Here is a 25,385-nt window from a genome sequence, read left to right as displayed (position 1 = left end):
ACCGCCAGACCCAGTTGATCCTTACTCTTGGACTTTCCTGCACATCAGCACAGGATCCAGCCCGTCACCGTCCCCCGGCCCGCCACCGAACCGCCCGCCCGGACGCAGCGGTTGAGCGCGTGGACGGTCAGGGGGCCCGTCTGCCGGTCGAAGCGGCCGGACCGGACGACGGCGCGGCCGCCGCGCGGCTGGAGCGAGACGGCCATCTGGCGGCGGGGTCCGGGCCGCTTGGCGACGGTGACGGCGCAGACGTACTGGCGGCTCCGGTAGAGGCGCAGCTCGCCGGTGGCGAAGGCGATCGTCCGGGTGGGCCGGCCGTGGCAGACGGAGGCGGCGTCGGCGGTCCCGCCGCCGGGCCCGGGGAGGAGGAGCAGCGCGAGGGCGGCGAGGAGCGGGACGAGTACGCGGGCGAGTGCGCGGGACGTGCCGGTGTCCATGGTCATGCGTTCCCCTCCCGAGCGGATCGTCGTACGGCCGTACGACGCACGAGGCCCCGGAATGGTTGCCTCCGCATGGCTCCGTCAGCCGAAGGTCGTCGCCACCAGCACCAGGAACACGCACTCCGCGCCGAGCTGGGTCCAGAACGCGGCCCGGCGCACGGTGCCGCGGTCCGCGCCCTGGGTGATCGCGAAGGCCACGGCCGCCAGCGCCAGGCTCACGACGTACGCGTAGCCCGGGGTGGAGCCGCAGCCGTCCCCGTACTCGATGCAGCGGCCCGCGTTCTCCGCCATGAGGGCGACGATGCCGGCGAGCACGGTCGCCGGCACGAAGAGCGCCGCCCAGATCAGGGACAGCTTCCGCAGGCGCCGGCCGCCCTCGTCGGGGACGGAGGGGGCGGAGGGCGAGGCGGCGCGGGCGCGGGAGTCGTTGCTCATGTCCCCGATTCAAGCCCGCCCGGCGACGACGGGGAATCCGCCGGGATACTCACCCGGCGGATCCCCCGTACTCACCCCCGCGTCCTCACACCCGCTCCGGCTCCGGCTCCTCCGCCTCCCCGATGAACGTGTTCCACAGCGTCGCGTAGCGGCCGCCCAGGGCGAGGAGTTCGTCGTGGGTGCCGTCCTCCGCGACCCGCCCGTGGTCCATGACGATCACGCGGTCCGCGCGCGCGGCCGTCGTCAGGCGGTGGGCGACGACGAGGGTCGTGCGGCGGCCGGCGAGCCGGTCGGTGGCCTGGTTGACCTGGGCCTCGGTCGCCAGGTCGAGCGCCGCCGTGGCCTCGTCCAGGAGCAGGACGTCGGGGTCGACGAGCTCGGCGCGGGCGAGGGCGATCAGCTGGCGCTGGCCGGCGGAGAGGTTGCGGCCGCGCTCGGCGACCGCGTGGAGGTAGCCGCCGTCGAGGGTGGCGATCATGTCGTGCGCGCCGACCGCGCGGGCCGCCGCCTCGACCTCGGCGTCGGTCGCCTCGGGACGGCCGTACGCGATGGCGTCGCGGATCGTCCCGGCGAAGAGGTACGCCTCCTGGGGGACGACGCCGAGCCGGTGGCGGTACGCGGTGATGTCGAGGTCCCGCAGGTCGGTGCCGTCGGCGGTGACCCGGCCGCCCGTCGGGTCGTAGAAGCGGGCGACCAGCTTGACCAGCGTGGACTTCCCGGCGCCGGTCTCGCCGACGAAGGCGACGGTCTGCCCGGCGGGGATGCGCAGGTCGATCCCGGTGAGGGCCTCCTCCTCACCCCCGTACGCGAAGGACACGTCCTCGAAGGCGATCTCGCCGCGCAGCGAGAGCACGTCCAGGGGCGCGTCGGCGGCGGCCGTCGACGTCGGCTCCTGGAGGAGTTCCTGCATCCGCTTCAGCGAGACGGCGGCCTGCTGGTAGCCGTCGAAGACCTGCGAGAGCTGCTGCACGGGCGCGAAGAAGAGGTCGATGTAGAGGAGGTAGGCGACGAGGGCGCCGGTGGTGAGGGTGCCGGCCTCGATGCGGTTCGCGCCGACGATCAGGACGGCGGCGGCCGCGACCGAGGACAGCAGGGTCACGAACGGGAAGTAGACCGAGATCAGCCACTGGCCCCGGACGCGCGCCTGGCGGTAGGAGTCGCTGCGCTCCGCGAACCGGGCCGCGCCCGAGCGCTCGCGGCGGAAGGCCTGCACGATCCGCAGGCCGGAGACGGACTCCTGGAGGTCGGCGTTGACGACGCTGATCCGCTCGCGCGCCAGCTCGTACGCCTTCACGCTGGAGCGGCGGAAGTAGTACGTCGCGATGGCGAGGACCGGCAGGGTCGCGAAGACGACCAGGGCGAGCTGGAGGTCGAGCACGAGCAGCGCGACCATGATCCCGAAGAAGGTGACGACCGAGACGAAGGCGGTGACCAGGCCCGTCTGGAGGAAGGTCGACAGGGCGTCGACGTCCGTGGTCATCCGGGTCATGATCCGGCCGGTCAGCTCGCGCTCGTAGTAGTCGAGGCCGAGCCGCTGGAGCTGGGCGAAGATCTTCAGGCGCAGCGCGTACAGGACCCGCTCGCCGGTGCGGCCGGTCATCCGGGTCTCGGCGGTCTGCGCGACCCACTGCACGAGGACGGTGACGAGGGCGAGCGCGGAGGCCGCCCAGACGGCGCCGATCGCGAGCCGGTTCACGCCCTCGTCGATGCCGTGCCGGATCAGGACCGGGAGCAGCAGGCCCGCGCCCGCGTCGAGGGCGACCAGGCCGAGGCTGATGAGCAGCGGGACGCCGAAGCCGCGGAGCAGGCGGCGCAGCCCGTACGCGTCCTCGGGCGACACGGCCCGGGCCTCGTCGATGTCCGGGGTGTCGTCGGCCGGCGGCAGGGCCTCGACGGCGGCGAGCAGCTCGGGGGTGGCGCCGGGCGCCGGGGTCTCGCGGCCGGTGGTCTCGTCGCGTACCCACAGGGTCGGGGTGATGCCCCGCTCGGCGTCGAACTCGGCGTCCAGCTCGGCCCGCAGCGTGTGGTCCTCGGGCGGCTCGGGCGGGGTGAGGTGGCCGGGCGAGACGGCGCCGAGCTCCTCGGGGTCGGTGAGGAGCCGGCGGAAGAGCGGGGAGCGCGCCTCCAGCTCGGCGTGGGTGCCGATGTCGGCGAGGCGGCCGTCCTCCAGGACGGCGATGCGGTCGGCGAGGCCGAGGGTGGAGCGGCGGTGCGCGATGAGCAGGGTCGTACGGCCCGCCATCACCGACTTCAGGGCCTCGTGGATCTCGTGCTCGACCTTGGCGTCGACGGCGGAGGTGGCGTCGTCGAGGAGGAGCAGCCGGGGGTCGGTGAGGATCGCGCGGGCGAGGGCGACGCGCTGGCGCTGGCCGCCGGAGAGGGTGAGGCCGTGCTCGCCGACCTTGGTGTCGTAGCCGTCCGGGAGCTCGGCGATGAAACGGTCCGCCTGGGCGGCGCGGGCGGCGGTCTCGATCTGCTCGCGGGTGGCGTCGGGGACGCCGTACGCGATGTTCGCGGCGACCGTGTCGGAGAAGAGGAAGGAGTCCTCGGGGACGAGGCCGACGGCGGCGCGCAGGGAGTCGAGGGTGAGCTCGCGGACGTCGTGGCCGCCGACGAGGACGGCGCCGTGGGTGACGTCGTAGAAGCGGGGCAGGAGGAGGGAGACGGTCGACTTGCCGGAGCCGGAGGCGCCGACGACGGCGACGGTCTCGCCGGGCCGGATCTCCAGCGAGAACCCGTCGAGGACGGGCTTTGTTCTGCCGGGGGCGTCCTCGTACGCGAAGGACACGTCGTCGAACTCGACGGTGGCGGGCGCGTCGGCCGGCAGCTCCTTGGTGCCGTCCTCGATGGTCGGCTCGGTGTCGATGAGGTCGTAGACCCGCTCGACGCCGGCACGGGCCTGCTGGCCGACGGTGAGGACCATGGCGAGCATCCGGACCGGGCCGACGAGGGACGCCAGGTAGGAGGAGAAGGCGACGAAGGTACCGAGGGTGATCTGGTGCCGGTAGGCGAGCCAGCCGCCGAGGGCGAGGACCGCGACCTGGCCGAGGGCCGGGACGGCCTGGAGCGCCGGGGTGTACTTCGAGTTCAGCCGGATCGTCCGCAGGCGCCCCGCGAACAGCTTCCGCCCGGCCTCGCGGATCTTGCCGGTCTCCTGGTCCTCCTGCCCGAAGCCCTTCACGACCCGGACGCCGGTCACGGCCCCGTCCACGACCCCGGCGACCACGGCGGCCTGCTGCTGCGCGTGCCAGGTGGCCGGGTGCAGCCGGGCACGGCTGCGCTTGGCGATCCACCAGAGGGCGGGGGCGACGGCGAGCGCGACGAGGGTGAGCGGGATCGACAGATAGGCCATGACGGCCAGCGAGATGAGGAACAGCAGGATGTTCCCGATGGTCATCGGGAGCATGAACAGCAGGCCCTGGATCAGCTGCAGGTCACTGGTGGCCCGCCCGACGACCTGCCCGGTCGACAGCTCGTCCTGCCGCCGCCCGTCGAGCCGGGTGACGGTCCCGTACATGTCGATCCGCAGATCGTGCTGGACGTCGAGCGCGAGGCGTCCGCCGTAGTACCGGCGGACGTAGGTCATGACGTACACGAGGACGGCGGCGCCGACGAGCAGCCCCGTCCACACGCCGAGGTCCCGGGTCTTCGTCCCGATGACATCGTCGATGATCACCTTGGTGACGAGCGGCACGAGCGCGAGCACGGCCATCCCGGCCAGCGACGACCCGAGCGCGAGCAGCGTGTTCGTCTTGTACCGCCACGCGTACCCGGCCAGCCTGCGCGCCCAGCCCCGCTGTTTCTCCCCGACCGCCGCCACAAGGGCCTCCCGTCCGTCCTGCTCTACCGGAAGGCCCAACACGGCCGACGTGTGATTTCATCCCGCCGCAACAAATACGGGACCGTGGTCCTAGGACCACCAGCAGGTGCAGGAGAGCGCGAGGAACGCCAGGACGGCCACGGTGCCGAAGGTGACGGTGGCGGCGGCCGCCAGCCGGCCCCTGCGGCGCCGCCCGGGCCCGCGGTAGGCCTCCACGGCGCCGTACCCGGCGAACAGCACGAACAGCCCGCCCACGACGACGGTCCCCGTGGGGCTGACGCGCATCCCCTGGATCACCAGGAATCCGACGCCGAGCAGCACCCCGAGGACGAGCAGACAGCCGACGAGTTCGAGGACCGCCTCCCCCACGAACTCGCCGACGCCCTTCGCCACCTTCACCAGCACGCCCATCCCGGCTCCCCCGTCGCTCCCGCGGTCCCTTCGAGGACTGGGACCGCGGCGGCGGTGTGAAGGTTGCCCGCACGGGCGGGAGCGGTTCTGGGTAGGAGGTCCGTGGCACAGTCGAGCGGAAGGGGAGGTCCGTGGGGAAGGTCGAGGACGGGAAGCCGTACCGGTGGGGGCGGCTGTACGCGGCGTTGCGGGCGGTGCACGGGTTCGCGGCGACCGGCCGGGTGGCGCCGGCGACGGACCGGGAGCTGAAGGTGACGACGGGCAAGCCCCGGTCGGTCTTCGAGAGCTTCCTGCAGAGCGCGGGGCTCGACGTGCTGGCGGCCCGGCAGCGGGGCGGGCCCGTCGCCGAGGCGGCGGCGGCGGTCTTCGCCGACGTGGCACGGCTGATACCCCCGCGGCCCATGGAGCGCGGGGGCCTCACCCAGGCGGAGGCGGAGCAGTTCCGCCAGGGGTACGAGGCGCAGCTCGCCGAGTACCGGAAGGCGTGGGAGGGGCTCGTCGGCTGAGCGGGCGGCCCGCCCGGCCCCCACGGGCCGGGCGGGCCGCTTCCGCCGGTCAGAGGTGCGTCGGCTCGAACATCCGCAGGAGGGCCGGGAGGACGACGACGGAGGGGCCCGGGGTGGCGAGGGCCTTCGCCAGGTCCGGGGTCAGGGATTCCGGGGTCGTCAGGGTGGCCGGGACGCCGAAGGACTCGGCCAGGGCGACGAAGTCCGGGCGGGTGAGCTCGGTGGCCGTGGCCTCGCCGAAGGCGTCCGTCATGTACTCCCGCAGGATCCCGTAGCCCCCGTCGTCCACGATCAGCCAGGTCACGTCGAGGCCGTACTGCTTCGCCGTCGCCAGCTCCGCGATCGAGTACATCGCGCCGCCGTCGCCGGAGACCGCCAGGACCGGCTGCGACGGGTCGGCGGCGGCCGCGCCGAGGGCGGCGGGGAAGCCGTAGCCGAGGCCGCCGGCGCCCTGGGCGGAGTGCATCGTGTTCGGGTGCCGCGCGTCGAAGGCCGACCACGCCCAGTACGCCAGGATCGTCATGTCCCAGAAGCTCGGCGCCCGGTCCGGCAGCGCCTCCCGCACGGCCGCGACGATCCGCTGCTCCAGGCCGAGGTCCTGCGCGGCGATCCGCTCCCGGACCTTCGTGAGGACGGCGGAGACCCGCTCGGGGGCCGTCGGGTCCGTACGCTCCCCGACCGTCTCCAGGAGGGCCTGGAGCGCGAGGCGGGCGTCCGCGTGGATGCCGAGCGCCGGGTGGTTGGACTCCAGCTTGCCCGCGTCGGCCTCGATCTGGATCACCCGGCCGCGCGGGGCGAACGTGTGGTAGTTCGAGGACAGCTCGCCGAGGCCCGAACCGACGACGAGGAGGACGTCGGCGTCCTCCAGGAAGTCCGTGGTGTGCCGGTCCTCCAGCCAGGACTGGAGCGAGAGCGGGTGCTCCCAGGGGAAGGCGCCCTTGCCGCCGAAGGTGGTGACGACGGGCGCGTCGATCCTCTCGGCGAGCGCGAGGAGCTTGCCGGCGGCGTCGGAGCGGACGACCCCGCCGCCCGCGATGATCGCGGGCCGCTCGGCGTTCGCCAGGAGGTGCGCCGCGACCGCCGTCAGCTCGGGGCGGGGGACGACGTCCTCGGGCGTCGCGTCCATGGCCGTGACGACGGGGAGGCTCGTCTCGGCGAGGAGCACGTCCTGCGGGATCTCCACCCAGACCGGCCCGTGCGGGGCGGTGAGCGCCGACTCCCAGGCCGCCGCGATCGCGGAGGGGATCTGGGACTGCGTACGGACGGTGTGGACGGACTTCACGATGTCGCGGAACGAGGCCTGCTGGTCGCGGAGCTCGTGCAGGTAGCCGTGCCGGCCGCCGCCGAGCCCGGCGGCCGGGATCTGGCTGCCGATGGCGAGGACGGGGGCGGAGGCGGCGGCCGCCTCCTGGAGCGCGGCGAGCGACATGAGCGCGCCGGGGCCGGTGGAGAGCAGCAGCGGGGCGGCCTCGCCGGTGATCCGGCCGTACGCGTCGGCGGCGAAGCCGGCGTTGTTCTCGACGCGGAGGCCGACGTACTTCAGCGCCGAGCGGCGCAGGGCGTCGAACATGCCGAGGGCGTGCTGGCCGGGGAGGCCGAAGACGGTGGTGGCGCCGAGGCCGGTGAGGGTCTCGACGACGAGGTCGCCGCCGTTGCGCCCGGGGGGCGGGTTGAGGGCCGCATCCGTCTGGGCCGCGGTGGGCCGGAGCACGAGGTCGTGGTCGTGGGTCATGGGGTCCCTTGGCTTTGTCGGTCGAGTACGGCACCGTGGCCGGGGTGCACGGCCCGTGCCGCGCACCCCGGCAGGGTCCTACTGGGCGTCGCGCGCCGCGGCGATCTGGCGGGACATGATCGTCGTCAGCTCGTACGCCGTGTGCGAGGCGGCGACCGCGGTGATCTCGGCGTGGTCGTAGGCCGGGGCGACCTCGACGACGTCGGCGGAGACCAGGTTGCAGGAGGAGAGGCCGCGGAGGATCTCCAGGAGCTCGCGGGAGGTCATGCCGCCGGCCTCGGGGGTGCCGGTGCCGGGGGCGTGGGCCGGGTCGAGGCAGTCGATGTCGATGGAGATGTACAGCGGGCGGTCGCCGATGCGCTGGCGCAGCTGGTCGGCGACCTCGTCGGCGCCGCGGCGGTAGACGTCGGCGGAGGTGACGATGCCGAAGCCGAGCTTCTCGTCGTCGGTGAGGTCCTGCTTGCCGTAGAGCGGGCCGCGGGTGCCGACGTGGGAGAGGGCGGAGGTGTCGAGGATGCCCTCCTCGACGGCGCGGCGGAACGGGGTGCCGTGGGTGTACTCGGCGCCGAAGTAGGTGTCCCAGGTGTCGAGGTGCGCGTCGAAGTGGAGCAGGGCGACGGGGCCGTGCTTCTTGGCGACGGAGCGCAGCAGCGGCAGGGCGATGGTGTGGTCGCCGCCGAGGGTCATCATGCGGGCGCCGGTGCCGAGGAGGTCGTCGGCGGCGGCCTCGATGGTCTCGACGGCCTCGTTGATGTTGAACGGGTTGGCGGCGATGTCACCGGCGTCCGCGACCTGGGCGAGGGCGAACGGGGAGGCGTCCTGCGCCGGGTTGTACGGGCGGAGCAGGCGGGAGGCCTCGCGGATGGCGTTGCCGCCGAAGCGGGCGCCGGGGCGGTAGGAGACGCCGGTGTCGAAGGGGACGCCGACCACGGCGACGTCGGCCGTGCCGACCTCGTCGAGGCGCGGCAGCCGGGCGAACGTCGCGGGACCGGCGTACCGCGGGATGCGGGACGAGTCGATCGGGCCGCGGAAGGCGTTCTGGTCGCTGCTGCTCATGGTCGGGGTCCTCCTGGTGCTTCTCGGTGGGCCGGGCGTCGGGTCGCGACGCCCGGGGCGTGGGGCCGCCGTCAGGCGGTGACGGGCGCCCGGTCCGGGGACTCGGGCTCGGTCGGGGTCTCCTGGCCGGCCAGCCGGGCACGCCAGTTCGCGAGCACGGCGGCGTCCGTCGGGCGGGTCGCCAGGGAAACGATCACATATGCGGCGAGCGAGGCCAACAAACCATAGTAAACAGGCTCATTTGCCAAGATTCCGTAAGTCCACATCAGGCCAATGACGGTCAGACCACCGACGGCGACCGAGGCGAGCGCGCCCTGGACGGTGCCGCGGCGCCAGAGCAGACCGCCGAGGATGGGCACGAGGAGCCCGCCGACCAGCAGGTTGTAGGCGACGGTGAGGGCCTGGACGACGTCGTTGAGGGCGATGGCGACGAGGATGACGGCGACGCCCATGATCAGGATGAAGAGGCGGTTGCCCTTCACCTCGTCGTGGTCGTTCTCGTCCTTCTTCGCGACGGCACCGCGCAAGCGTGACCAGATGTCGTTGTTGGCGACGGTGGCGCAGGCGATGAGGGCGCCGGAGGAGGTGGACATCACGGCGGCGAGCGCGGCGGCGAGGACGAGGCCCCGGACGCCCATCGGCAGTTCGTCCTTGACGATGGTGGCGAAGGCGTCGTCGGCGCTGGGCAGGTGGGGGTAGAGCACCTTGGCCGCGGTGCCGATGACGGCGCCGGCCAGCGCGTACGCCAGACAGTAGGTGCCGGCGACGGTGCCGCCCCACCGGGCGACCTTGTCGTTGCGGGCGGTGAAGACGCGCTGCCAGATGTCCTGGCCGATGAGCATGCCGAAGGTGTAGATCAGCACGTAGGTGAAGATCGTCTCGCCGCCGATGCCGAGCGGCTCGAAGTACGAGGTGGGCAGCGCCTCGCGCATGCCCTCGAAGCCGCCGGCCTTGATCACGGCGATCGGCAGCAGCAGGAGCAGCACGCCGATGGTCTTCACCACGAACTGCACCATGTCGGTGACGGTGATGGACCACATGCCGCCGAGCGTCGAGTACGCGACGACGATGGTGCCGCCGAGGACGATCGCGAGCGTCCGGGGCAGGTCGAAGAGGACGTCGAAGATCGTGGCGTACGCGATGGTCGAGGTGACCGCGAGCATCAGCGTGTACGCCCACATCACGACGCCCGAGATGACGCCGGCCTTGCCGCCGTAGCGCAGGTCGAGCATCTCGGAGACGGTGTAGACCTTCAGCCGGGCGATGCGCGCGGAGAAGAAGACGGAGAGGGCCAGCAGGCCGAGGCCGATGGCGAAGACCATCCAGGCGCCGGAGAGGCCGTACTTGTAGCCGAGGCCGACGCCGCCGATGGTGGAGGCGCCGCCGAGGACGATGGCGGCCATCGTCCCGGAGTACATGAAGGGCCCGAGGCGGCGGCCGGCCACCAGGAACTCGCTCTTGGACTTGGCGCGGCGCATGCCCCACCAGCCCATCGCGAGCATGCCGGCCAAATACAGGACGATCACTGTGTAGTCGACGGCCATGGGGCCCTCCTTCTCACCTCGGTGGCGTGTCGTGCAGGGGAAGTGCCCAGGTGCTGATCGCGGGGACATCCGCCCGTACCCGCGGCCCTGGGATATGTCGACAGTAAGTGGCCGGAAAGCGGCGTTGAAGTGTACGTTTCCTCCACTGTCCGGGCGGGGGATGTACGAAGGGCCCACATCGGTGACCACTCAGGAGCCCGGCTCCACTCCCCCGGCGCCGCCGGTGCCGCTGGCCGCGCTGCTCGCCCGCCCCGATCTGGGCCTGCGGCTGCTCGCCGGGTCCGAGGACGTCCCGCTGCACTGGGTGCACACCTCGGAGATGGCCGACCCGTACCCGTATCTGCTCGGCGGCGAGCTCCTCATGACGGCCGGCGTGCAGCTCGCCGATCCGGCCCACTACGTCGAGCGGGTCGTGGAGGCGGGGGCGGCGGCGCTCGCCTTCGGGGTGACGCCGGTGTACGACACGGTCCCGCCGGAGCTCGTCGCGGCCTGCGCCCGGCACGGCCTGCCGCTGGTCGAAGTACCCCCGCGCACCCCGTTCACGGCGGTGGCGCGGGCGCTGTGGCGGCTGATGGCGGAGGCCCGGCTGCACGAGCTGCGCCGGGTGACCGAGGCCCAGCAGTCCCTGGCGGCGGCCGCGGCCCGCCCGGCGCCGGTCCCGGCGGTGCTCGGCGCGCTCGCCTCGCGGCTCGGCGGGCGGGCGGTGCTGTTCGCCGCGGACGGCACGGAGTCGGCGGCGGCCGGCCGGGAGGTCCCGGCGGAGGCGGCGCGGGCCCTGCGGGACCTCGCGGGGGTCCTCGGCCCGCGCCCGGGCGGTCCGGCCTCGGCGAGCGGGGACGGCGGCGGACTGCGGCTCGCCGCGTACGCGCTCGGCGGCGGGGACGGGCTGACCCTGGGGGTGGCGACGGAGCGGCGCGGCCCGGGCGACCACACCATCGCGGGCGTCGCGGTGGTCCTGCTCTCCCTGCTCGCGGCCCCGCACCGGGGCGCGGACGCGACCGTACGGGACGGGGCCCTGGTCCGGCTCCTCCTCGGCGCGGCCCCGACGGAGGTCGCGGACGCCCTGGGCACGGGCCCCTGGACGGTGGTCCACGCCCGCGGAGGCGACGGCACCCCGTTCGCGGCGGCGAGCCTGGCGGCGGCGCTGGGGACGCCCCTGGTGGACGCGGGCACGGGCCCGGCGGGCCCGGACGCCGTACGCCCCGGCACCGTGCGGCTCCTCCTCCCCTCCTCCGCCCCCGTCACCGCCCAGCAGGGCTGGACGCTCGGGGCGAGCGCCCCCGTGACCGCCCCGGAGCTCGCCGCCGGGGACGCGCAGGCGGCGCGGGCGCTGCGCCGGGCGGAGGCCTCCCGAGCGGTCCTGGTCCGGCACCGCCCCAACGGCTTCGCCGCGCTCGTGGACCGCGACGAGGCCGCCGCGTACGCCCGTGACCTGCTCGCCCCGCTCGGCGAGCCGCTGACGGAGACCCTGCGCGCCTGGCTCTCGCTGCACGGCAGCTGGGACCGGACGGCCGTGGCGCTCGGCGTCCACCGCAACACCGTCCGGCAGCGGATCACCCGCGCCGCGGCCCTGCTGGACCGGGACCTGGACGACCCGGACGTACGGATGGAGCTGTGGTTCGCCCTGCGCCAGTGACGGCCGCCGGACCGGCGGTCCGGCCGGGGATCAGACCAGGCCCATCTCCGAGAAGATCCTGCGGCTCTCCCGCTCCACCGCGACCCTGCCGAACTTGTTGACCAGGGCGAGGTAGAACAGCCCGAGGGCGGTCGGCGCCCAGTTGTCCACGTGCTGCTCGTCGAAGATGAACCGGACCACCGGCTCGATGTCGAAGTCCACCAGCTCGTGCCGGTCGTGCTCCCACTTGTCGGACACGCCGCGCGAGCGCCGTTCGACGAAGTCGCGCGAGGTGACGCGGCGCAGCCGGGCGAGGAAGAGCGCGCCCCACTGGTGGGTGCTCCTGTCGATGGACAGGGAGAGCATGTTCAGCCGGTACTCGTCGGGGCTGAGCGCCAGCTCCTCGGAGAGCCCGCGGCGGGCCACGTTGAAGATGTTCGGCGCCTGCCGGGCGGAGTTGTCGACGACCCGGGAGAGCGCCTCGTTCGCCGAGGAGTTCCAGAGGCCGCGGTGCGAGCCGACCATCTGGCTGCGGCGGGAGATGATGAGCTTCTCGTCCCGGGTGACGACGGCGACGTTGGTGCCGAACGAGGAACTCATGAACGGCTCCACGTCCATCAGGTTCTCGTGCGGGTCGATGTACCGGCTCTTCGGCGTGGAGCCGTCCCGGAAGCGCCGGTCGAGCTGCTGGGTGGCGAGGAAGGTGTAGTAGTCGGAGTTCTGGAACTGGATGTAGATCTCCGGCGCCTCGGTCTCGGCCTCGCGCCCGATGGTGATCCGCTCGACGGCGTAGTTGAGGCCGTTCCAGAAGTACGGCTTGCCCGCGGCCTTGAGGGCCTCCTGCTCGGCCGCGATCTCGTCCCGCCACTCGGCGAGCTCCTCGGGCAGCTCGACGTCCTCGTCGACGGCGCGGACGTGCAGCGAGTTCTCCGGGATGATGCTCTCGCCGTCGCCCTCGACGATGACCGTCGGGGTCTTCATCGGCCCCCAGGTGAAGGGCTCCCAGGAGGCGCTGGTGCGGACGCGGACGGGCCCGCGCCCCGGCGTCGGGGCGGTGGCCTGCGGCGGCACGAGGCCGGCCGCGCCGGCGCCGGCCCGGTTGCGGACCAGGGCGAGTTCGCCGCCGCGCGCGTGGTTGTGGCGGTCGGGCCGCGGGAAGCCCTTGCCGACGAGGGTGCTGCTCACCCGCTGGAAGATGGTGTCCATGTCGAGCAGCTCGGCGGCGCCGGCGATGCCCTCGTCGAGGACGCGGACGAGCTCGCCGGTGAAGGCGGTGTACGAGGCGTCGACGGGGGCGTGCGCGAGGGGCCGGTTGGGGCTGGTGGCCGCCCACACGACCGTGCCGTCGACCTCGGTCAGATGGGAGCCCATGACGGGGACGCCCCGCTCGCTGGTGGCCTTGCCGCTGTAGCAGCAGTCGAGGATCACGATCCGCCGGTCGGCCTTCCGCTCCCCGGTGAGCATGGCCCGGCGCACCCAGTCGTAGTGCACGGAGTGGTAGCGGGCGGAGGAGGTGCGGTGCCGGGTCCCGGTGAGGCCGAGGTAGAGGCCGTCCTCGTCGGCGAAGCCGTGGCCCGCGTAGTAGAAGAGGAGCGTGTCGGTGGCACGGTCGGCCGCGAATTCCAGCGCGGCCATGACCTCGTCGGCATTGGCCGGATCTCGTACCACCAGGCAGTGGTCCGGGGGCAGTCCGAGCTGTTCCTCGGCGAGGGCGATCCGGTGCAGGGTGTTCAGATTGGAGTCCACCGAGGGCAGGGCGGGGTGGTGGTCGTAGCGGGCGGCTCCCACGAGCACCGCGTAGGAGCGCTCCGCGGCGGGCAGCGAGGAGGTCACGGGCGCTCCTCCCCGGCCTCGCCGGCCACGGCCCCGGCCAGCTCTATGGCGGTCCGCACCTCGGCGGCGTCGGCCGTGCCGGACAGCTCGCCGGTGTGCTCACCGCTGCGGACGGTGCGCGTGCGGCTGCGGGGGCGGGTGGAGAGCCAGGTGGAGATGGAGGTGGCGATGCCGGTGAGGGCGGCGACATCGGAGAGGGTCACGTGCAGCGCCTCGATGATCCCGCCCATCGTCCCGGGCACGGGCTCGGCCTCGACGACGCTGACGCGCACGTCCCGGAGTTCGGGATCGTCCCGGAGCCACGTGCGCAGGGCGAGCAGTTCGGTGCCGTCCTCGAACCCTGCGCTCACGATCTCGAATTCCATGGCAACCCCCGTTGTGTGCGAGATCGAACGTGGTCTGACATTTTCCTGGGAACCCCCGGGGGATCAACAGCGCTAACTCGCCATCCTTCGCGCGGTCACGGCGGCGGAGGGGCCCCGTGCCCGTCCCGCGGGGCCGGGCGCGGCGATGTGGGGAATGCGACAGATCTGGACAGCCACGGAGACTCCCCGGTAACTTGTACTGAGCAAGCGCTTAGACAGGGCCTGGACAAGGACCGGACACGAAGGAGGGCGACTCGTGCGCCGTACCGTATTCAACGAGGACCACGAGGCGTTCCGGGAGACCATCCGCGCCTTCATCGAGGCCGAGGTCGTCCCCGTCTACGACGAGTGGTTCGCCGCGGGCCAGGCGCCGCGCGAGTTCTACGACAAGCTCGGCGAGCTGGGCATCTTCGGCATCAACGTGCCCGAGGAGTTCGGCGGCGCGGGCCTGGACACCCACAAGTTCGAGGCCGTCCTGTACGAGGAGACCTCGCGCGCCGGCGTCCAGTTCGGCGGCTCCGGCGTCCACGTGCTGCTCGCCCTGCCGTACATCAAGATGCTCGCCACCGACGAGCAGAAGAAGCGCTTCCTGCCGAAGTTCGTCACCGGCGAGGAGATGTGGGCGCTCGCCATGACCGAGCCGGGCACCGGCTCCGACGTCGCGGGCATGAAGACCACCGCCAAGCTCTCCGAGGACGGCACCCACTACGTCCTCAACGGCGCCAAGACCTTCATCACCGGCGGCGTCCACGCCGACCGCGTGATCGTCTGCGCCCGCACCTCCGCCCCGTCCGAGGACGACCGCCGCTTCGGCATCTCCCTCTTCGCCGTCGACACCAAGTCCGAGGGCTACTCCATCGGCCGCAAGCTCGACAAGCTCGGCCTGCGCACCTCCGACACGGCCGAGCTGGCCTTCGTCGACGTCAAGGTCCCCGTCGAGGACCTGCTCGGCGAGGAGGGCAAGGGCTTCTACTACCTCGGCCACAACCTGGCCTCCGAGCGCTGGGGCATCGCCTTCGGCGCCTACGCCCAGGCCAAGGCCGCCATCCGCTTCGCCCAGCAGTACGTCACGGACCGCACGGTCTTCGGCAAGCCGGTCGCGCACTTCCAGAACACCAAGTTCGAGCTGGCCGCCTGCCAGGCCGAGGTCGACGCCGCCGAGGCCGTCGCCGACCGCGCCCTGGAGGCCCTGGACGCGGGCGAGCTGACCCCGGCCGAGGCCGCCTCCGCCAAGCTCTTCTGCACCGAGGTCGCCCACCGCGTCATCGACCGCTGCCTCCAGCTGCACGGCGGCTACGGCTACATGAACGAGTACCCGATCGCCCGCCTGTACGCCGACAACCGCGTCAACCGCATCTACGGCGGCACCAGCGAGATCATGAAGTCGATCATCGCCAAGTCGATGGGCCTGTAAGTGCCCGACGCACCCACGGCACTGGATGACCTGCTCGATCTCCTCGACCTGGAGCGGATCGAGCAGGACATCTTCCGGGGACGGTCCCGCGCCACGATCGTCCCCCGCGTCTTCGGCGGCCAGGTGGCCGCCCAGGCGATGGTGGCGGCGGGCCGGACCGTCGCCGCCGACCGTCTCGCCCACTCCCTGCACGCGTACTTCCTGGTGCCGGGCGACCCGGGCGCGCCGATCGTCTACGAGGTCGACCGGATCCGCGACGGGCGGTCCTTCGCCACCCGCCGGGTGGTCGCCGTCCAGCACGGACGGCCGATCTTCCACCTCTCGGCCTCCTTCCAGGCGTACGAGGAAGGACTCGACCACCAGGTCGACATGCCGCCCGCGCCGGACCCGGAGTCGCTGGTCATGCATGCCGACATGCTGCCCCAGCACCTCCCCCGCGAGGTCGCGGACCGGCTGATCGGGGCCCGGGCGGCCGTCGATCTCCGCTACGCCGGGACGCCGCCGTGGGGCTCGGTCGGGGAGCCGCGCGAACCACGCTCGCAGGTGTGGTTCCGCACCAACGGCAAGCTCGCCGACGACCCCCTGCTGCACATCGTGCTCGCCACGTACGTCTCGGACATGACCCTGCTCGACTCGGTGCTGCTCGCCCACGGGCGGGGCGGCTGGACCGTCGGGGACGTGGTCGGCGCCTCGCTCGACCACGCCATGTGGTTCCACCGGCCCTTCCGCGCCGACGAGTGGCTCCTCTACGACCAGGAGTCGCCGTCCTCCTCCGGCGGGCGCGGCCTCGGGCAGGCCCGGATCTACACGCAGGACGGGCGGCTCGCGATCTCCGTCATCCAGGAGGGTGTCGTTCGCGTCCCGCGCGGATAATCGGACATAACGTCCGACGCATGGCGGAGAACGGCGAAAGCACCTTCACAGTGATCGTGGCGGCGGCGGCGAACCTCGGGATCGCCGTCGCCAAGGCCGTCGCGGGCATCATCAGCGGCTCCAGCGCCATGCTCTCGGAGGCCGCCCACTCGGTCGCCGACACCGTCACCGAGGTCATGCTGCTCACCGCCCTCAAACGGAGCGAGAAGCCCGCCGACGAGGACCATCCCGTCGGCTACGCGGGCGAACGCTACGTCTGGGCCATGCTGGCCGCCGTCGCCACCTTCGTCGGCGGCGCGGTCTTCTCGATCTACGACGGCGTCCACACCCTCACCCACGGCGAGGAACTCGGCGACCCGACGATCTCCTACATCGTCCTCGGCATCGCCTTCCTCCTGGAGGGCTTCTCGCTCCGCACCGGCATCAGGCAGGTCAAGGCCGAGGCCGAACGCATGAAGGCCCCCTTCGCGCGGTACCTGCGGCTGACCGCCGACACCACGGTCAAGGCGGTCGTGATGGAGGACTCCGCCGCCCTCGCCGGCCTCATGCTCGCGGCGGGCGGTCTGCTCGGCGTCCAGATCACCGGCTCCGACGTCTGGGACGGCATCGCCTCCATCCTCATCGGCCTCCTCCTCGTCTACGTCGCCTGGGTCCTCGGCCGCTCCAACGCCGAACTCCTCATCGGCCGCCCGGCCCCCCGCCCCATGCGGGACGGCATCCGCGAGGAGCTCCTGTCCGTCCCGCACATCATCGACGTCCTCGACCTGATCACCCTGATCCAGGGGCCTGGGGAGGTCCTGGTCGCGGCGAAGATCGACTTCCGGGACGTGTCGTCGGCCGAGCAGGTGGAATGGGCCTGCGAGGACGCCGAATCCCAACTCCGCGAGCGCTACCCGGCGATCCGCCGCGTGTACCTGGACCCGACACCGGGCGTGGCACAGCGCCGGGCCCGGCGGTCCTCCGGTCCGGAGCCGGCCTGAATCAGGCCGTCAGTCCCGCCGCCGCCAGCGTGTACGCCGTCAGGGGCTCGTAGAAGCGGGGGTCCAGGACGTGGTCGTCGAGGGGGATCGTGACCTGCATCGTGCCTTCCGCCTCGCCGAGGAAGAGGGCGGGGTCGTTGCAGTCGGCGTAGCCGACGGAGTCGACGCCCCGCTGGCCGGCGCGGCCGGCCCAGCCGTGGTCGGCGATGACGAGGTCGGGGCGGCCGTCCTCGCCGAGGGCGTCGAGGACGGCGTTCATCGGTTCCGGGGAGTGGGTGTGCCACAGGCTCGCGCCGCGTTCGAAGACGGCGACGTCGGCGAACTGCACGACGTACCCCTCGTCGGCGACGAGGCCGCCGGGGATGCGGACGATGTCGCAGCCCTGGGCGCGCAGGGCGGCGGCGACCCGGCTGTGGACGTCGATGAGGGAGCCGGGGTGGCCGGTCGCGAAGAGGACCCGCTCGCGGCCGGCGGCGGCCTTGCGGAGGCGGGCGGCCATGCGGTCGAGGCCGTCGACGGTGAGCTCGGGGTCGATGGTGTCCTGGCCGACCCGGTGGGCGGGGTCGTCGACGACGCCGCACCGCTCGGCCATGACGGCGAGCACGTCCTGCTCGTCGGTCCAGCGGTCGCCGAGTTCGAGGCCGAGCCAGTAGTGCCGGTCGCCGTTGGCGAGCTTGCGGTAGTGGGAGAGGTTGTTGTCGCGCGGGGTGGCGACGTCTCCCGCGATCCGGGTGCGGACGAGGTGCTCGACGAGGGCGGCGCGGCTGAGTATCGGCATGGGACTCATTCTGTCCGAGCCCCGGACGCTACGGGCAACCCGTTCCGGCCCCTGGACCCCCGTCGTTACGCGCCCAGCGCCCCGAACGCCCCGTGCGCAAGCCGCCGCAGCAGGTCCTCCATGGGTCCGCGGCCGAGCGCGGCGAGGTGCGGGGTCGAGTTGAGCAGGCCGAAGACGGCGTGGACGGCCGTACGGGACTCCGACTCGCCCGCGTCGGGGTGCAGCTCGCGGACGACCGCGACCCACAGTTCGACGTACTGCCGCTGGAGCTGCCGGACCCGCTTGCGGTCCTCGTCCTTGAGCCGGTCGAGTTCCCGGTCGTGGAGGGTGATCAGCGGCCGGTCGTCGAGGGCGAAGTCGATGTGCCCGTCGATGAGGGAGCCGAGCAGGGCGCGCGCGTCCCCGTCGGCCTCGGCCACCCGCAGCTGCCCGCCGGACAGCAGCCGCTCGCTGATGCCCACCAGGAGCTCGGCGAGCATCGCGTCCTTCCCCGGGAAGTGGCGGTAGAGGCCGGGGCCGCTGATGCCGACGGCGGCTCCTATCTCGTCCACGCCGACGCCGTGGAAACCGCGCTCGGCGAAGAGGCGGGCGGCCTCCTTGAGGATCTGCTCGCGTCGCGTCGGGGCGTCGGTCCTGCCGGTGGCGGTCGGGGTGGTCGTGGCCATGAATTCAATTCTAAGACTTGACCTGCAGGCCGCCCGGAGGGCGGCGTGCGGGCTGCTGCCGGGACGGGGACCGGGCGTTCCGGCGTGGTCGCGCACGGGGCGCGGCTCATCCGGGGCTGCTCGGTTCCGCTGTCCGGCGGTTCGGGGAGCAGAGGTCGCACGGCGTTGCCGTGGGACTGCCACGCGTCCCGGACCCCGAGGGGTGTTCGGGCTCGGTGTGGTTGACTCCCGCAGCGCCTCTTCCAGCGCTTGGGCATAGGCGATTTGGGCGTGCCGGGACATGGTGGTGTCCAGGTACGCGGTCTTCGGGTCGTCCACGTCGCGGAAGCGGACGAAGGCGGCCAGGGCGGCGGATACGAGGTCGCGCTTGCCGGTGAGGCCGCAGGCGGGGCACTTGTGCTCACGGTCCCGCAGCGACTTGTTCACGCGCTCCCCGCAGAGGCAGTGCTGTGACAGGGCCGTGGACCAGGTGGAGGCCCGTGCGAGCCGGCCTCCGGCGGCCTTGCACTCGACGTCCAGGGCGGCGATGAGCATGCCGGGTGTGGTCTGGGAGAGTCGTCTGCCCCACAGCCGGTACCAGGTGCGGATGTCACAGTCCTCGACCACGAGCACGGGGCCGTGGGCGGCGATGATCTCCCGCGCCACCAGGCGGGCGCGCTGGCGGCGCCGCTCTGCGGCCGAGGCGGCGGCTTCGGCCTGCCGGACGCGCTGCTCCCAGTAGCGGGCGGAGAGCCGGTCTCGCCGGTACGCCTGCTTCGGAACGCCGTCCGAGCGGGCCGCGCGGGCACCGCCCGGCGCCGTCACCGTCTTGGGCTCCAGGCCCTTGGCGGCGCGACGCTCGGCGCGGGCGGCCTGCTTCCTCGACAACCCGTACTGCTGCCGATTCGTCGCCCTGCGGGAGCGGTCAAGCGCCCTGGCGCGGCCCCGTCGCTTCTTCGCCTCCTTCTCCAGCCGGGCGCGCTCGGTGTCGGTGAGCGTGACCTCGGTGGAGACGGGTGTGCCGCCGTCGAGCCGGGCGGGGAAGGAGACGACCGACAGGTTGGAGACGTTGCCGTCCACCCCACCGATGCGGTCGAGCCGGGCGGCCTCGTGGCGCATCTCCTGTACGGCTGGAGAGGAGTATCCGGGGCCGAGGACCATGAGATGCGCCTCGTACACCCAGCCGCCCGGCGCGGACGCCTTCCGGCGGCGCACGAGGTCCACCTTGTGCCACCGGCCTGGATCGTCGAGGAAGTGCCGCACCCGTGCCCTCTGACCAGGCCGCTGGGGGATGCGGACGGGAAGAACGAGTTCGCCGCGCTTGCTGTCGGAACCACCGGCGAACATCACGGCCAGAGGACCGGTGTGGTCCCACCAGGTCGCCTTGCGCATCCCCGCCACACCCGAGGCCGCCACCTTCCCCGTCCGCACACGCCCTTCCGGCGCTGTGGGCTTCGGCATCCGACGGGGCTGCCCCAGGGAAGGACCGCCGTCGGTGTAGGCCAGGACGTGGCCGGCCAGGGTGCCGACCAGCCGGAAGGTCTCCCATTTGTTGCTGGTGGTGTGCGAGCGGGCGCGTCCGGGGACGCGGGTGAAGTCGTGGTAGCGGCCGGGCTTCGGGCGGCCGGACCGGCGGCCTGCCGAGTCGGGAAACAGATGCCGGGAGACGCCGTTCCATACCTCGTCAGCGATATGCATGGCCAGGGCCTTGGAGGAGTGATGCTTGAGGTGCCCGGAGGCTTCCAGATGGGCGTAAGCACAGCGTTCCAGACCGTTACGAGATAGCCCCAGACGCTGCCTTACAGTCTTCGCCCCTTGCCTGTGCCGCTCATGCGTCGCGGCCCAGTAAGCGTCCACCTTGGCTCGGGCATCACGCTGAACGGCATGCTTGATCGACCACATCGCCCCGTACAAGCTGCTCAGCCGGGCGAGGTCGGCGGGGTCGGTGACGGCCAGCGGCAACACCATCACCGACACGACCCCGTCGTCGGGCTTCGTCCACTTCGGGGCCTTGCCCTTCCCCCGACACCTGCGAGCGGCCCGCACGTCCATCACCCCCCTCCGGGTGTTGACTTCCCGCAAGATATTACGGGAAGTCAACACCTGCAAATCCGGTACGTTTCACCCATGACAGCAACGATCCCCGGATATCTCACCGCGCAGCAGGCCGCCGACCACCTCGGCATCAGCATCAAGACCGTTTACAACCTCAACGGCCAGCACGGCGATTTCCCCACCCCCCTCCACGTGGGACGAACCCCGCTCTGGCCGATCGATCAGCTCGACGCATGGCGAGAACGACACCCTGCACGCAGGCGGCCGTAACGTTTCGCCACCAAGCGAGCCACACCCCTGAGACTCGGCGGACTTGGACGATAGACAACCCGGTTAGCGGTCGTTAACCTTGGCGCCATACGTTAACGCTCATTAACCGGACAAGGGAGATCGGTCGATGCAGCAGGCACCTGTGCTGTCGAGTGCGGCGGATCCCGCCTCGCCGGCCTGGCAGGCCAACGAGGCGGCGCATCACGAGCTGGCCGCGACCCTGCGCGCCAAGCTCGCGGCGGCCGCCCTGGGCGGCGGTGAGAAGTCCAGGGCCCGGCACACCGCGCGCGGCAAGCTGTTGCCGCGGGACCGGGTGGACACGCTGCTCGACCCGGGCTCGCCGTTCCTGGAGCTGGCACCGCTGGCGGCGAACGGGATGTACGGCGACCAGGCCCCGGCGGCCGGTGTCATCGCGGGCATCGGGCGGGTGAGCGGCCGCGAGTGCGTGATCGTCGCGAACGACGCGACCGTCAAGGGCGGCACGTACTACCCGATGACGGTGAAGAAGCACCTGCGGGCGCAGGAGGTGGCGCTGGAGAATCGTCTCCCCTGCCTCTACCTGGTCGACTCGGGCGGCGCCTTCCTGCCGATGCAGGACGAGGTCTTCCCGGACCGGGAGCACTTCGGCCGGATCTTCTACAACCAGGCCCGGATGTCCGGCGCGGGCATCCCGCAGATCGCGGCCGTCATGGGCTCCTGCACGGCCGGCGGCGCGTACGTGCCCGCGATGAGCGACGAGGCCGTGATCGTACGGAACCAGGGCACGATCTTCCTGGGCGGTCCGCCGCTGGTGAAGGCGGCGACCGGCGAGGTCGTGACGGCCGAGGAGCTCGGCGGCGGCGAGGTCCACTCCCGGATCTCCGGCGTCACCGACCACCTCGCCGAGGACGACGCACACGCGCTGCGGATCGTCCGGAACATCGTCGCCACGCTCCCGGAGCGCGGCCCGCTGCCCTGGTCGGTCGAGCCGGCCGAGGAGCCGAAGGTCGACCCGTACGGGCTGTACGGGGCCGTGCCCGTCGACTCCCGCACCCCCTACGACGTGCGCGAGGTCATCGCCCGGGTCGTGGACGGCTCCCGCTTCCAGGAGTTCAAGTCCGAGTACGGGCAGACGCTCGTCACCGGCTTCGCCCGGATCCACGGCCACCCGGTCGGCATCGTCGCCAACAACGGCATCCTGTTCGCCGAGTCCGCCCAGAAGGGCGCGCACTTCATCGAGCTGTGCGACCAGCGCGGGATCCCGCTCGTCTTCCTCCAGAACATCACCGGCTTCATGGTCGGCAAGGCGTACGAGCACGGCGGCATCGCCAAGCACGGCGCCAAGATGGTCACGGCCGTGGCGACCACCCGCGTCCCGAAGCTGACCGTCGTCGTCGGCGGTTCGTACGGCGCGGGCAACTACTCGATGTGCGGCCGGGCCTACTCCCCCCGCTTCCTGTGGATGTGGCCCAACGCCAAGATCTCGGTCATGGGCGGCGAGCAGGCCGCCTCCGTCCTCGCGACCGTCAAGCGCGACCAGCTCGGCGACGGGTGGAGCGCCGAGGAGGAAGAGGCCTTCAAGGCCCCGATCCGCGAGCAGTACGAGACGCAGGGCAGCGCCTACTACGCGACCGCCCGGCTGTGGGACGACGGGGTCATCGACCCGCTGGAGACCCGGCAGGTCCTCGGCCTCGCCCTGACCGCCTGTGCCAACGCGCCCCTGGGTGACCCCCAGTTCGGCGTCTTCCGGATGTGAGGGGTTCTCGGATCATGTTCGACACCGTCCTTGTGGCCAACCGGGGCGAGATCGCCGTCCGCGTCATCCGCACCCTGCGGGAGATGGGCGTGCGCTCGGTGGCCGTCTACAGCGACGCGGACGCCGACGCCCGGCACGTACGGGAGGCGGACACGGCGGTACGGATCGGTCCGCCGCCGGCCGCCGAGTCGTACCTGTCCGTCCCGGCCCTGCTCGACGCGGCCCGGCGGACCGGGGCGCAGGCCGTCCACCCCGGCTACGGCTTCCTCGCGGAGAACGCCGGGTTCGCGCAGGCCTGCGCCGACGCGGGTCTCGTCTTCATCGGGCCGTCCGCCACCGCGATCTCCCTCATGGGCGACAAGATCCGGGCGAAGGACACCGTGAAGGCCGCGGGCGTGCCGGTCGTGCCCGGCGCGGCCGACCCGGAGATCGCCGCCGCGGCCCATGAGCTGGGCGCGCCCGTCCTGCTGAAGCCCAGTGCGGGCGGCGGCGGCAAGGGCATGCGCCTGGTGCGGGACCTGGCGGTCCTGGACGAGGAGATCGCGGCGGCCCGCCGGGAGGCGCGGGCGTCCTTCGGCGACGACACGCTGCTCGTGGAGCGGTGGATCGACCGGCCCCGGCACATCGAGATCCAGGTCCTGGCGGACGCCCACGGGAACGTGATCCACCTGGGCGAGCGCGAGTGCTCCCTCCAGCGCCGCCACCAGAAGATCATCGAGGAGGCGCCGAGCGTCCTGCTCACCCCGGAGATCCGGGCCTCGATGGGCGCGGCGGCGGTCGAGGCGGCGCGTTCCTGCGGCTATGTGGGCGCGGGCACGGTCGAGTTCATCGTGCCGGGCGGCGACCCCTCCTCGTACTACTTCATGGAGATGAACACGCGTCTCCAGGTCGAGCACCCGGTGACCGAGCTCATCACGGGCGTCGACCTGGTGGAGTGGCAGCTGCGGGTGGCGGCGGGCGAGCCGCTGCCCTTCGCGCAGGAGGACGTCCGCCTCGACGGCTGGGCGATCGAGGCCCGCATCTGCGCCGAGGACCCCTCGCGCGGCTTCCTGCCCTCGGGCGGTACGGTCCTCGCCCTGCACGAGCCGCAGGGGAACGGCGTCCGCACGGACTCGGGCCTCTCGGAGGGCACGGAGGTCTCGTCCCTCTACGACCCGATGCTGTCGAAGGTCATCGTCCACGCGGCCGACCGGCCGACGGCCCTGCGGAAGCTGCGCGCGGCCCTCGCCGAGCTGGTCACCCTGGGCGTCCCCACCAACGCGGGCTTCCTGCGCCGCCTCCTCGCCCACCCGGACGTCGTCGCGGGCGACCTGGACACGGGCCTGGTGGAGCGGGACGCGGAGAGCCTGGTGTCCGGGGACGTCCCGGAGGAGGTGTACGCGGCGGCGGCGGCCGTGCGGCGCGCCGGGCTGGCCCCGGCGCCCCGGGACGGCTGGACGGACCCCTTCTCGGTGCCGAGCGGCTGGCGCCTGGGCGGCGCACCGGCCCCGCTCTCCTTCCCCGTACGCGTACCGGGACTGGAGCCGGTGGCGGTCGAGGCGCCGGGTGCCGCCCGGGTCACGGCCGCCGGGGTGACCGTCACCGTGGACGGCGTCACCCACACCTTCCGCCGCGCCGGCCACTGGCTCGGCCGGGACGGGGACTCCTGGCACGTCATGGACCACGACCCCGTCGAGGCCGCGCTCTCCGGCGCCCGGCACGGGGGTGCCGACACGCTGGCCGCGCCCATGCCGGGGACCGTGACCGTCGTGAAGGTGTCCGTCGGGGACGAGGTGGAGGCCGGGCAGAGTCTGCTGGTGGTCGAGGCGATGAAGATGGAGCACGTCATCTCCGCCCCGCACGCCGGCACCGTCACCGAGCTGGACGTCACGCCCGGCACCACCGTCGCCATGGACCAGATCCTGGCCGTGGTGACGCCCCGTGAGGAGGAGGACGCATGAGCGGCGGACTGCCGATGACCGTGCCCGATCCCGCGCTCCCCGCGCGGGTCCGGATCCACGAGGTCGGCGCCCGGGACGGGCTGCAGAACGAGAAGACGGCCGTCCCGACGGAGGTGAAGGCCGAGTTCGTGCGGCGGCTCGCCGCCGCGGGTCTGACGACCATCGAGGCGACGAGCTTCGTGCACCCGAAGTGGGTGCCGCAGCTCGCCGATGCCGAGGAGCTGTTCCCGCAGGTCAAGGACCTGCCCGTGCGGCTTCCGGTGCTCGTGCCGAACGAGCGGGGGCTCGACCGGGCCCTCGCGCTCGGCGCCCGCGAGGTCGCCGTGTTCGCCTCGGCGACCGAGTCCTTCGCGAAGGCCAATCTGAACCGGACCGTCGACGAGGCGCTCGCGATGTTCGAGCCGACCGTCACCCGGGCCGTGGAGGCCGGGCTGAAGGTCCGCGGCTATCTGTCGATGTGCTTCGGCGACCCCTGGGAGGGCGCCGTCCCGGTCGAGCAGGTCGTCAAGGTCACCAAGGCCCTCGCCGACATGGGCTGCGACGAGCTGAGCCTCGGGGACACGATCGGGGTCGCGACCCCCGGTCATGTGCAGAGGCTCCTCACCGAGCTCAACGGCGCCGGTGTCCCCACCTCCCGTATCGCCGTGCACTTCCACGACACGTACGGGCAGGCCCTGTCCAACACCCTGGCCGCCCTGCGCCACGGGGTGACCACGGTCGACGCCTCCGCCGGCGGCCTCGGCGGCTGCCCGTACGCGAAGAGCGCGACCGGCAATCTCGCCACCGAGGACCTCGTGTGGATGCTCGACGGTCTCGGCATCGAGACCGGGGTCGATCTGGCCGCCCTCACCGCCACGAGCGTGTGGATGGCCGAACAGCTGGGCCGGCCCAGCCCTTCCCGTACCGTCCGCGCCCTCTCCCACAAGGAGTGACGAAAGA

General features: G+C 72.6%; 20 protein-coding genes. 9 read left to right on the top strand and 11 right to left on the bottom strand.

The genetic code is table 11. The features are described from left to right. Positions 1 to 44: 44 nt before the first annotated feature. The 4 genes from ACFYUS_RS10750 to ACFYUS_RS10735 form a co-directional block, all read right to left on the bottom strand. Complete coding sequence (locus tag ACFYUS_RS10750) at positions 45 to 443, bottom strand: hypothetical protein (protein ID WP_388848327.1); 399 nt, start codon at positions 441 to 443, stop codon at positions 45 to 47. Positions 444 to 521: 78 nt separating this feature from the next. Then, a complete protein-coding gene (locus ACFYUS_RS10745) occupies positions 522 to 875 on the bottom strand; it encodes a hypothetical protein (protein WP_388848324.1) in 354 nt (117 codons plus the stop codon). Positions 876 to 960: 85 nt separating this feature from the next. Next, entirely contained in the window at positions 961 to 4,695 is a 3,735-nt protein-coding gene (locus ACFYUS_RS10740; RefSeq protein WP_388848321.1) for an ABC transporter ATP-binding protein, read from the bottom strand. Between the two features lie 90 nt (positions 4,696 to 4,785). Further along, complete coding sequence (locus ACFYUS_RS10735) at positions 4,786 to 5,106, bottom strand: hypothetical protein (protein ID WP_388848318.1); 321 nt, start codon at positions 5,104 to 5,106, stop codon at positions 4,786 to 4,788. A 131-nt stretch (positions 5,107 to 5,237) separates the two neighbouring features. Here ACFYUS_RS10735 and ACFYUS_RS10730 point away from each other — a divergent pair, with 131 nt between their 5' ends. Further along, on the top strand, positions 5,238 to 5,612 hold the full coding sequence (locus ACFYUS_RS10730; RefSeq protein WP_388848315.1) for a hypothetical protein: 375 nt from the start codon (positions 5,238 to 5,240) through the stop codon (positions 5,610 to 5,612). Between the two features lie 49 nt (positions 5,613 to 5,661). Here ACFYUS_RS10730 and ACFYUS_RS10725 read toward each other — a convergent pair whose 3' ends face one another. From ACFYUS_RS10725 to ACFYUS_RS10715, 3 genes are all read right to left on the bottom strand, one after another. Continuing rightward, positions 5,662 to 7,344 carry a thiamine pyrophosphate-binding protein gene (locus ACFYUS_RS10725; RefSeq protein WP_388848312.1) on the bottom strand — a complete coding sequence of 561 codons (1,683 nt, stop codon included), beginning with the start codon at positions 7,342 to 7,344 and terminating at the stop codon, positions 5,662 to 5,664. Between the two features lie 78 nt (positions 7,345 to 7,422). Continuing rightward, positions 7,423 to 8,400 carry an agmatinase gene (speB, locus tag ACFYUS_RS10720; RefSeq protein WP_388848309.1) on the bottom strand — a complete coding sequence of 326 codons (978 nt, stop codon included), beginning with the start codon at positions 8,398 to 8,400 and terminating at the stop codon, positions 7,423 to 7,425. Positions 8,401 to 8,471: 71 nt separating this feature from the next. Continuing rightward, positions 8,472 to 9,944: a sodium:solute symporter gene (locus ACFYUS_RS10715; RefSeq protein ID WP_388848306.1), complete on the bottom strand. Its 1,473-nt coding sequence runs from the start codon at positions 9,942 to 9,944 to the stop codon at positions 8,472 to 8,474. A gap of 160 nt (positions 9,945 to 10,104) precedes the next feature. Between ACFYUS_RS10715 and ACFYUS_RS10710 the strand changes: the two genes are divergently transcribed. Next, a complete protein-coding gene (locus ACFYUS_RS10710) occupies positions 10,105 to 11,580 on the top strand; it encodes a PucR family transcriptional regulator ligand-binding domain-containing protein (RefSeq protein ID WP_388848303.1) in 1,476 nt (491 codons plus the stop codon). Positions 11,581 to 11,610: 30 nt separating this feature from the next. Here the strand turns inward: ACFYUS_RS10710 and ACFYUS_RS10705 are convergent, their stop codons facing one another. Beyond that, positions 11,611 to 13,392, bottom strand: a complete 1,782-nt coding sequence (locus ACFYUS_RS10705; protein WP_388848300.1) for a caspase domain-containing protein — start codon at positions 13,390 to 13,392, stop codon at positions 11,611 to 11,613. After that, positions 13,389 to 13,757: a hypothetical protein gene (locus ACFYUS_RS10700; protein ID WP_388848297.1), complete on the bottom strand. Its 369-nt coding sequence runs from the start codon at positions 13,755 to 13,757 to the stop codon at positions 13,389 to 13,391. Before ACFYUS_RS10700 ends, ACFYUS_RS10705 begins: the two co-directional genes overlap by 4 nt. Before the next feature lie 256 nt (positions 13,758 to 14,013). On the opposite strand from ACFYUS_RS10700, the gene ACFYUS_RS10695 reads away from it, so the two are divergent. From ACFYUS_RS10695 to ACFYUS_RS10685, 3 genes are read left to right on the top strand one after another with little or no spacing between them, the layout of a single operon-like run. After that, positions 14,014 to 15,171, top strand: coding sequence for an acyl-CoA dehydrogenase family protein (locus tag ACFYUS_RS10695; RefSeq protein WP_388848294.1), 1,158 nt, complete (start codon positions 14,014 to 14,016; stop codon positions 15,169 to 15,171). Continuing rightward, positions 15,172 to 16,044 carry an acyl-CoA thioesterase gene (locus ACFYUS_RS10690; protein ID WP_388848291.1) on the top strand — a complete coding sequence of 291 codons (873 nt, stop codon included), beginning with the start codon at positions 15,172 to 15,174 and terminating at the stop codon, positions 16,042 to 16,044. Positions 16,045 to 16,064: 20 nt separating this feature from the next. Further along, positions 16,065 to 17,024: a cation diffusion facilitator family transporter gene (locus ACFYUS_RS10685; protein ID WP_388848288.1), complete on the top strand. Its 960-nt coding sequence runs from the start codon at positions 16,065 to 16,067 to the stop codon at positions 17,022 to 17,024. Position 17,025: 1 nt separating this feature from the next. Here ACFYUS_RS10685 and ACFYUS_RS10680 read toward each other — a convergent pair whose 3' ends face one another. Together ACFYUS_RS10680 and ACFYUS_RS10675 are read right to left on the bottom strand one after the other, a co-directional pair. Beyond that, the gene (locus ACFYUS_RS10680) at positions 17,026 to 17,802 is read right to left on the bottom strand and encodes a phosphatase (RefSeq protein ID WP_388848285.1); all 777 of its coding nucleotides are present in this window, start codon (positions 17,800 to 17,802) and stop codon (positions 17,026 to 17,028) included. 65 nt (positions 17,803 to 17,867) lie between these two features. Further along, on the bottom strand, positions 17,868 to 18,467 hold the full coding sequence (locus tag ACFYUS_RS10675) for a TetR/AcrR family transcriptional regulator (RefSeq protein ID WP_388849158.1): 600 nt from the start codon (positions 18,465 to 18,467) through the stop codon (positions 17,868 to 17,870). Between the two features lie 2,106 nt (positions 18,468 to 20,573). On the opposite strand from ACFYUS_RS10675, the gene ACFYUS_RS10670 reads away from it, so the two are divergent. The 4 genes from ACFYUS_RS10670 (at position 20,574) to ACFYUS_RS10655 (ending at position 25,378) form a co-directional block, all read left to right on the top strand. Then, positions 20,574 to 20,771, top strand: a complete 198-nt coding sequence (locus tag ACFYUS_RS10670; RefSeq protein ID WP_388848282.1) for a helix-turn-helix transcriptional regulator — start codon at positions 20,574 to 20,576, stop codon at positions 20,769 to 20,771. 127 nt (positions 20,772 to 20,898) lie between these two features. Continuing rightward, positions 20,899 to 22,506, top strand: coding sequence for a carboxyl transferase domain-containing protein (locus ACFYUS_RS10665; protein WP_388848279.1), 1,608 nt, complete (start codon positions 20,899 to 20,901; stop codon positions 22,504 to 22,506). A 14-nt stretch (positions 22,507 to 22,520) separates the two neighbouring features. Further along, positions 22,521 to 24,446, top strand: coding sequence for a biotin carboxylase N-terminal domain-containing protein (locus tag ACFYUS_RS10660; RefSeq protein WP_388848276.1), 1,926 nt, complete (start codon positions 22,521 to 22,523; stop codon positions 24,444 to 24,446). Next, entirely contained in the window at positions 24,443 to 25,378 is a 936-nt protein-coding gene (locus ACFYUS_RS10655) for a hydroxymethylglutaryl-CoA lyase (RefSeq protein ID WP_388848273.1), read from the top strand. Before ACFYUS_RS10660 ends, ACFYUS_RS10655 begins: the two co-directional genes overlap by 4 nt. Positions 25,379 to 25,385 lie beyond the last annotated feature (7 nt).

Source organism: Streptomyces sp. NPDC004284, assembly GCF_042874035.1.
In the GTDB taxonomy this organism is placed as follows: domain Bacteria; phylum Actinomycetota; class Actinomycetes; order Streptomycetales; family Streptomycetaceae; genus Streptomyces.
This window is presented reverse-complemented; position numbering and strand designations above follow the sequence as displayed.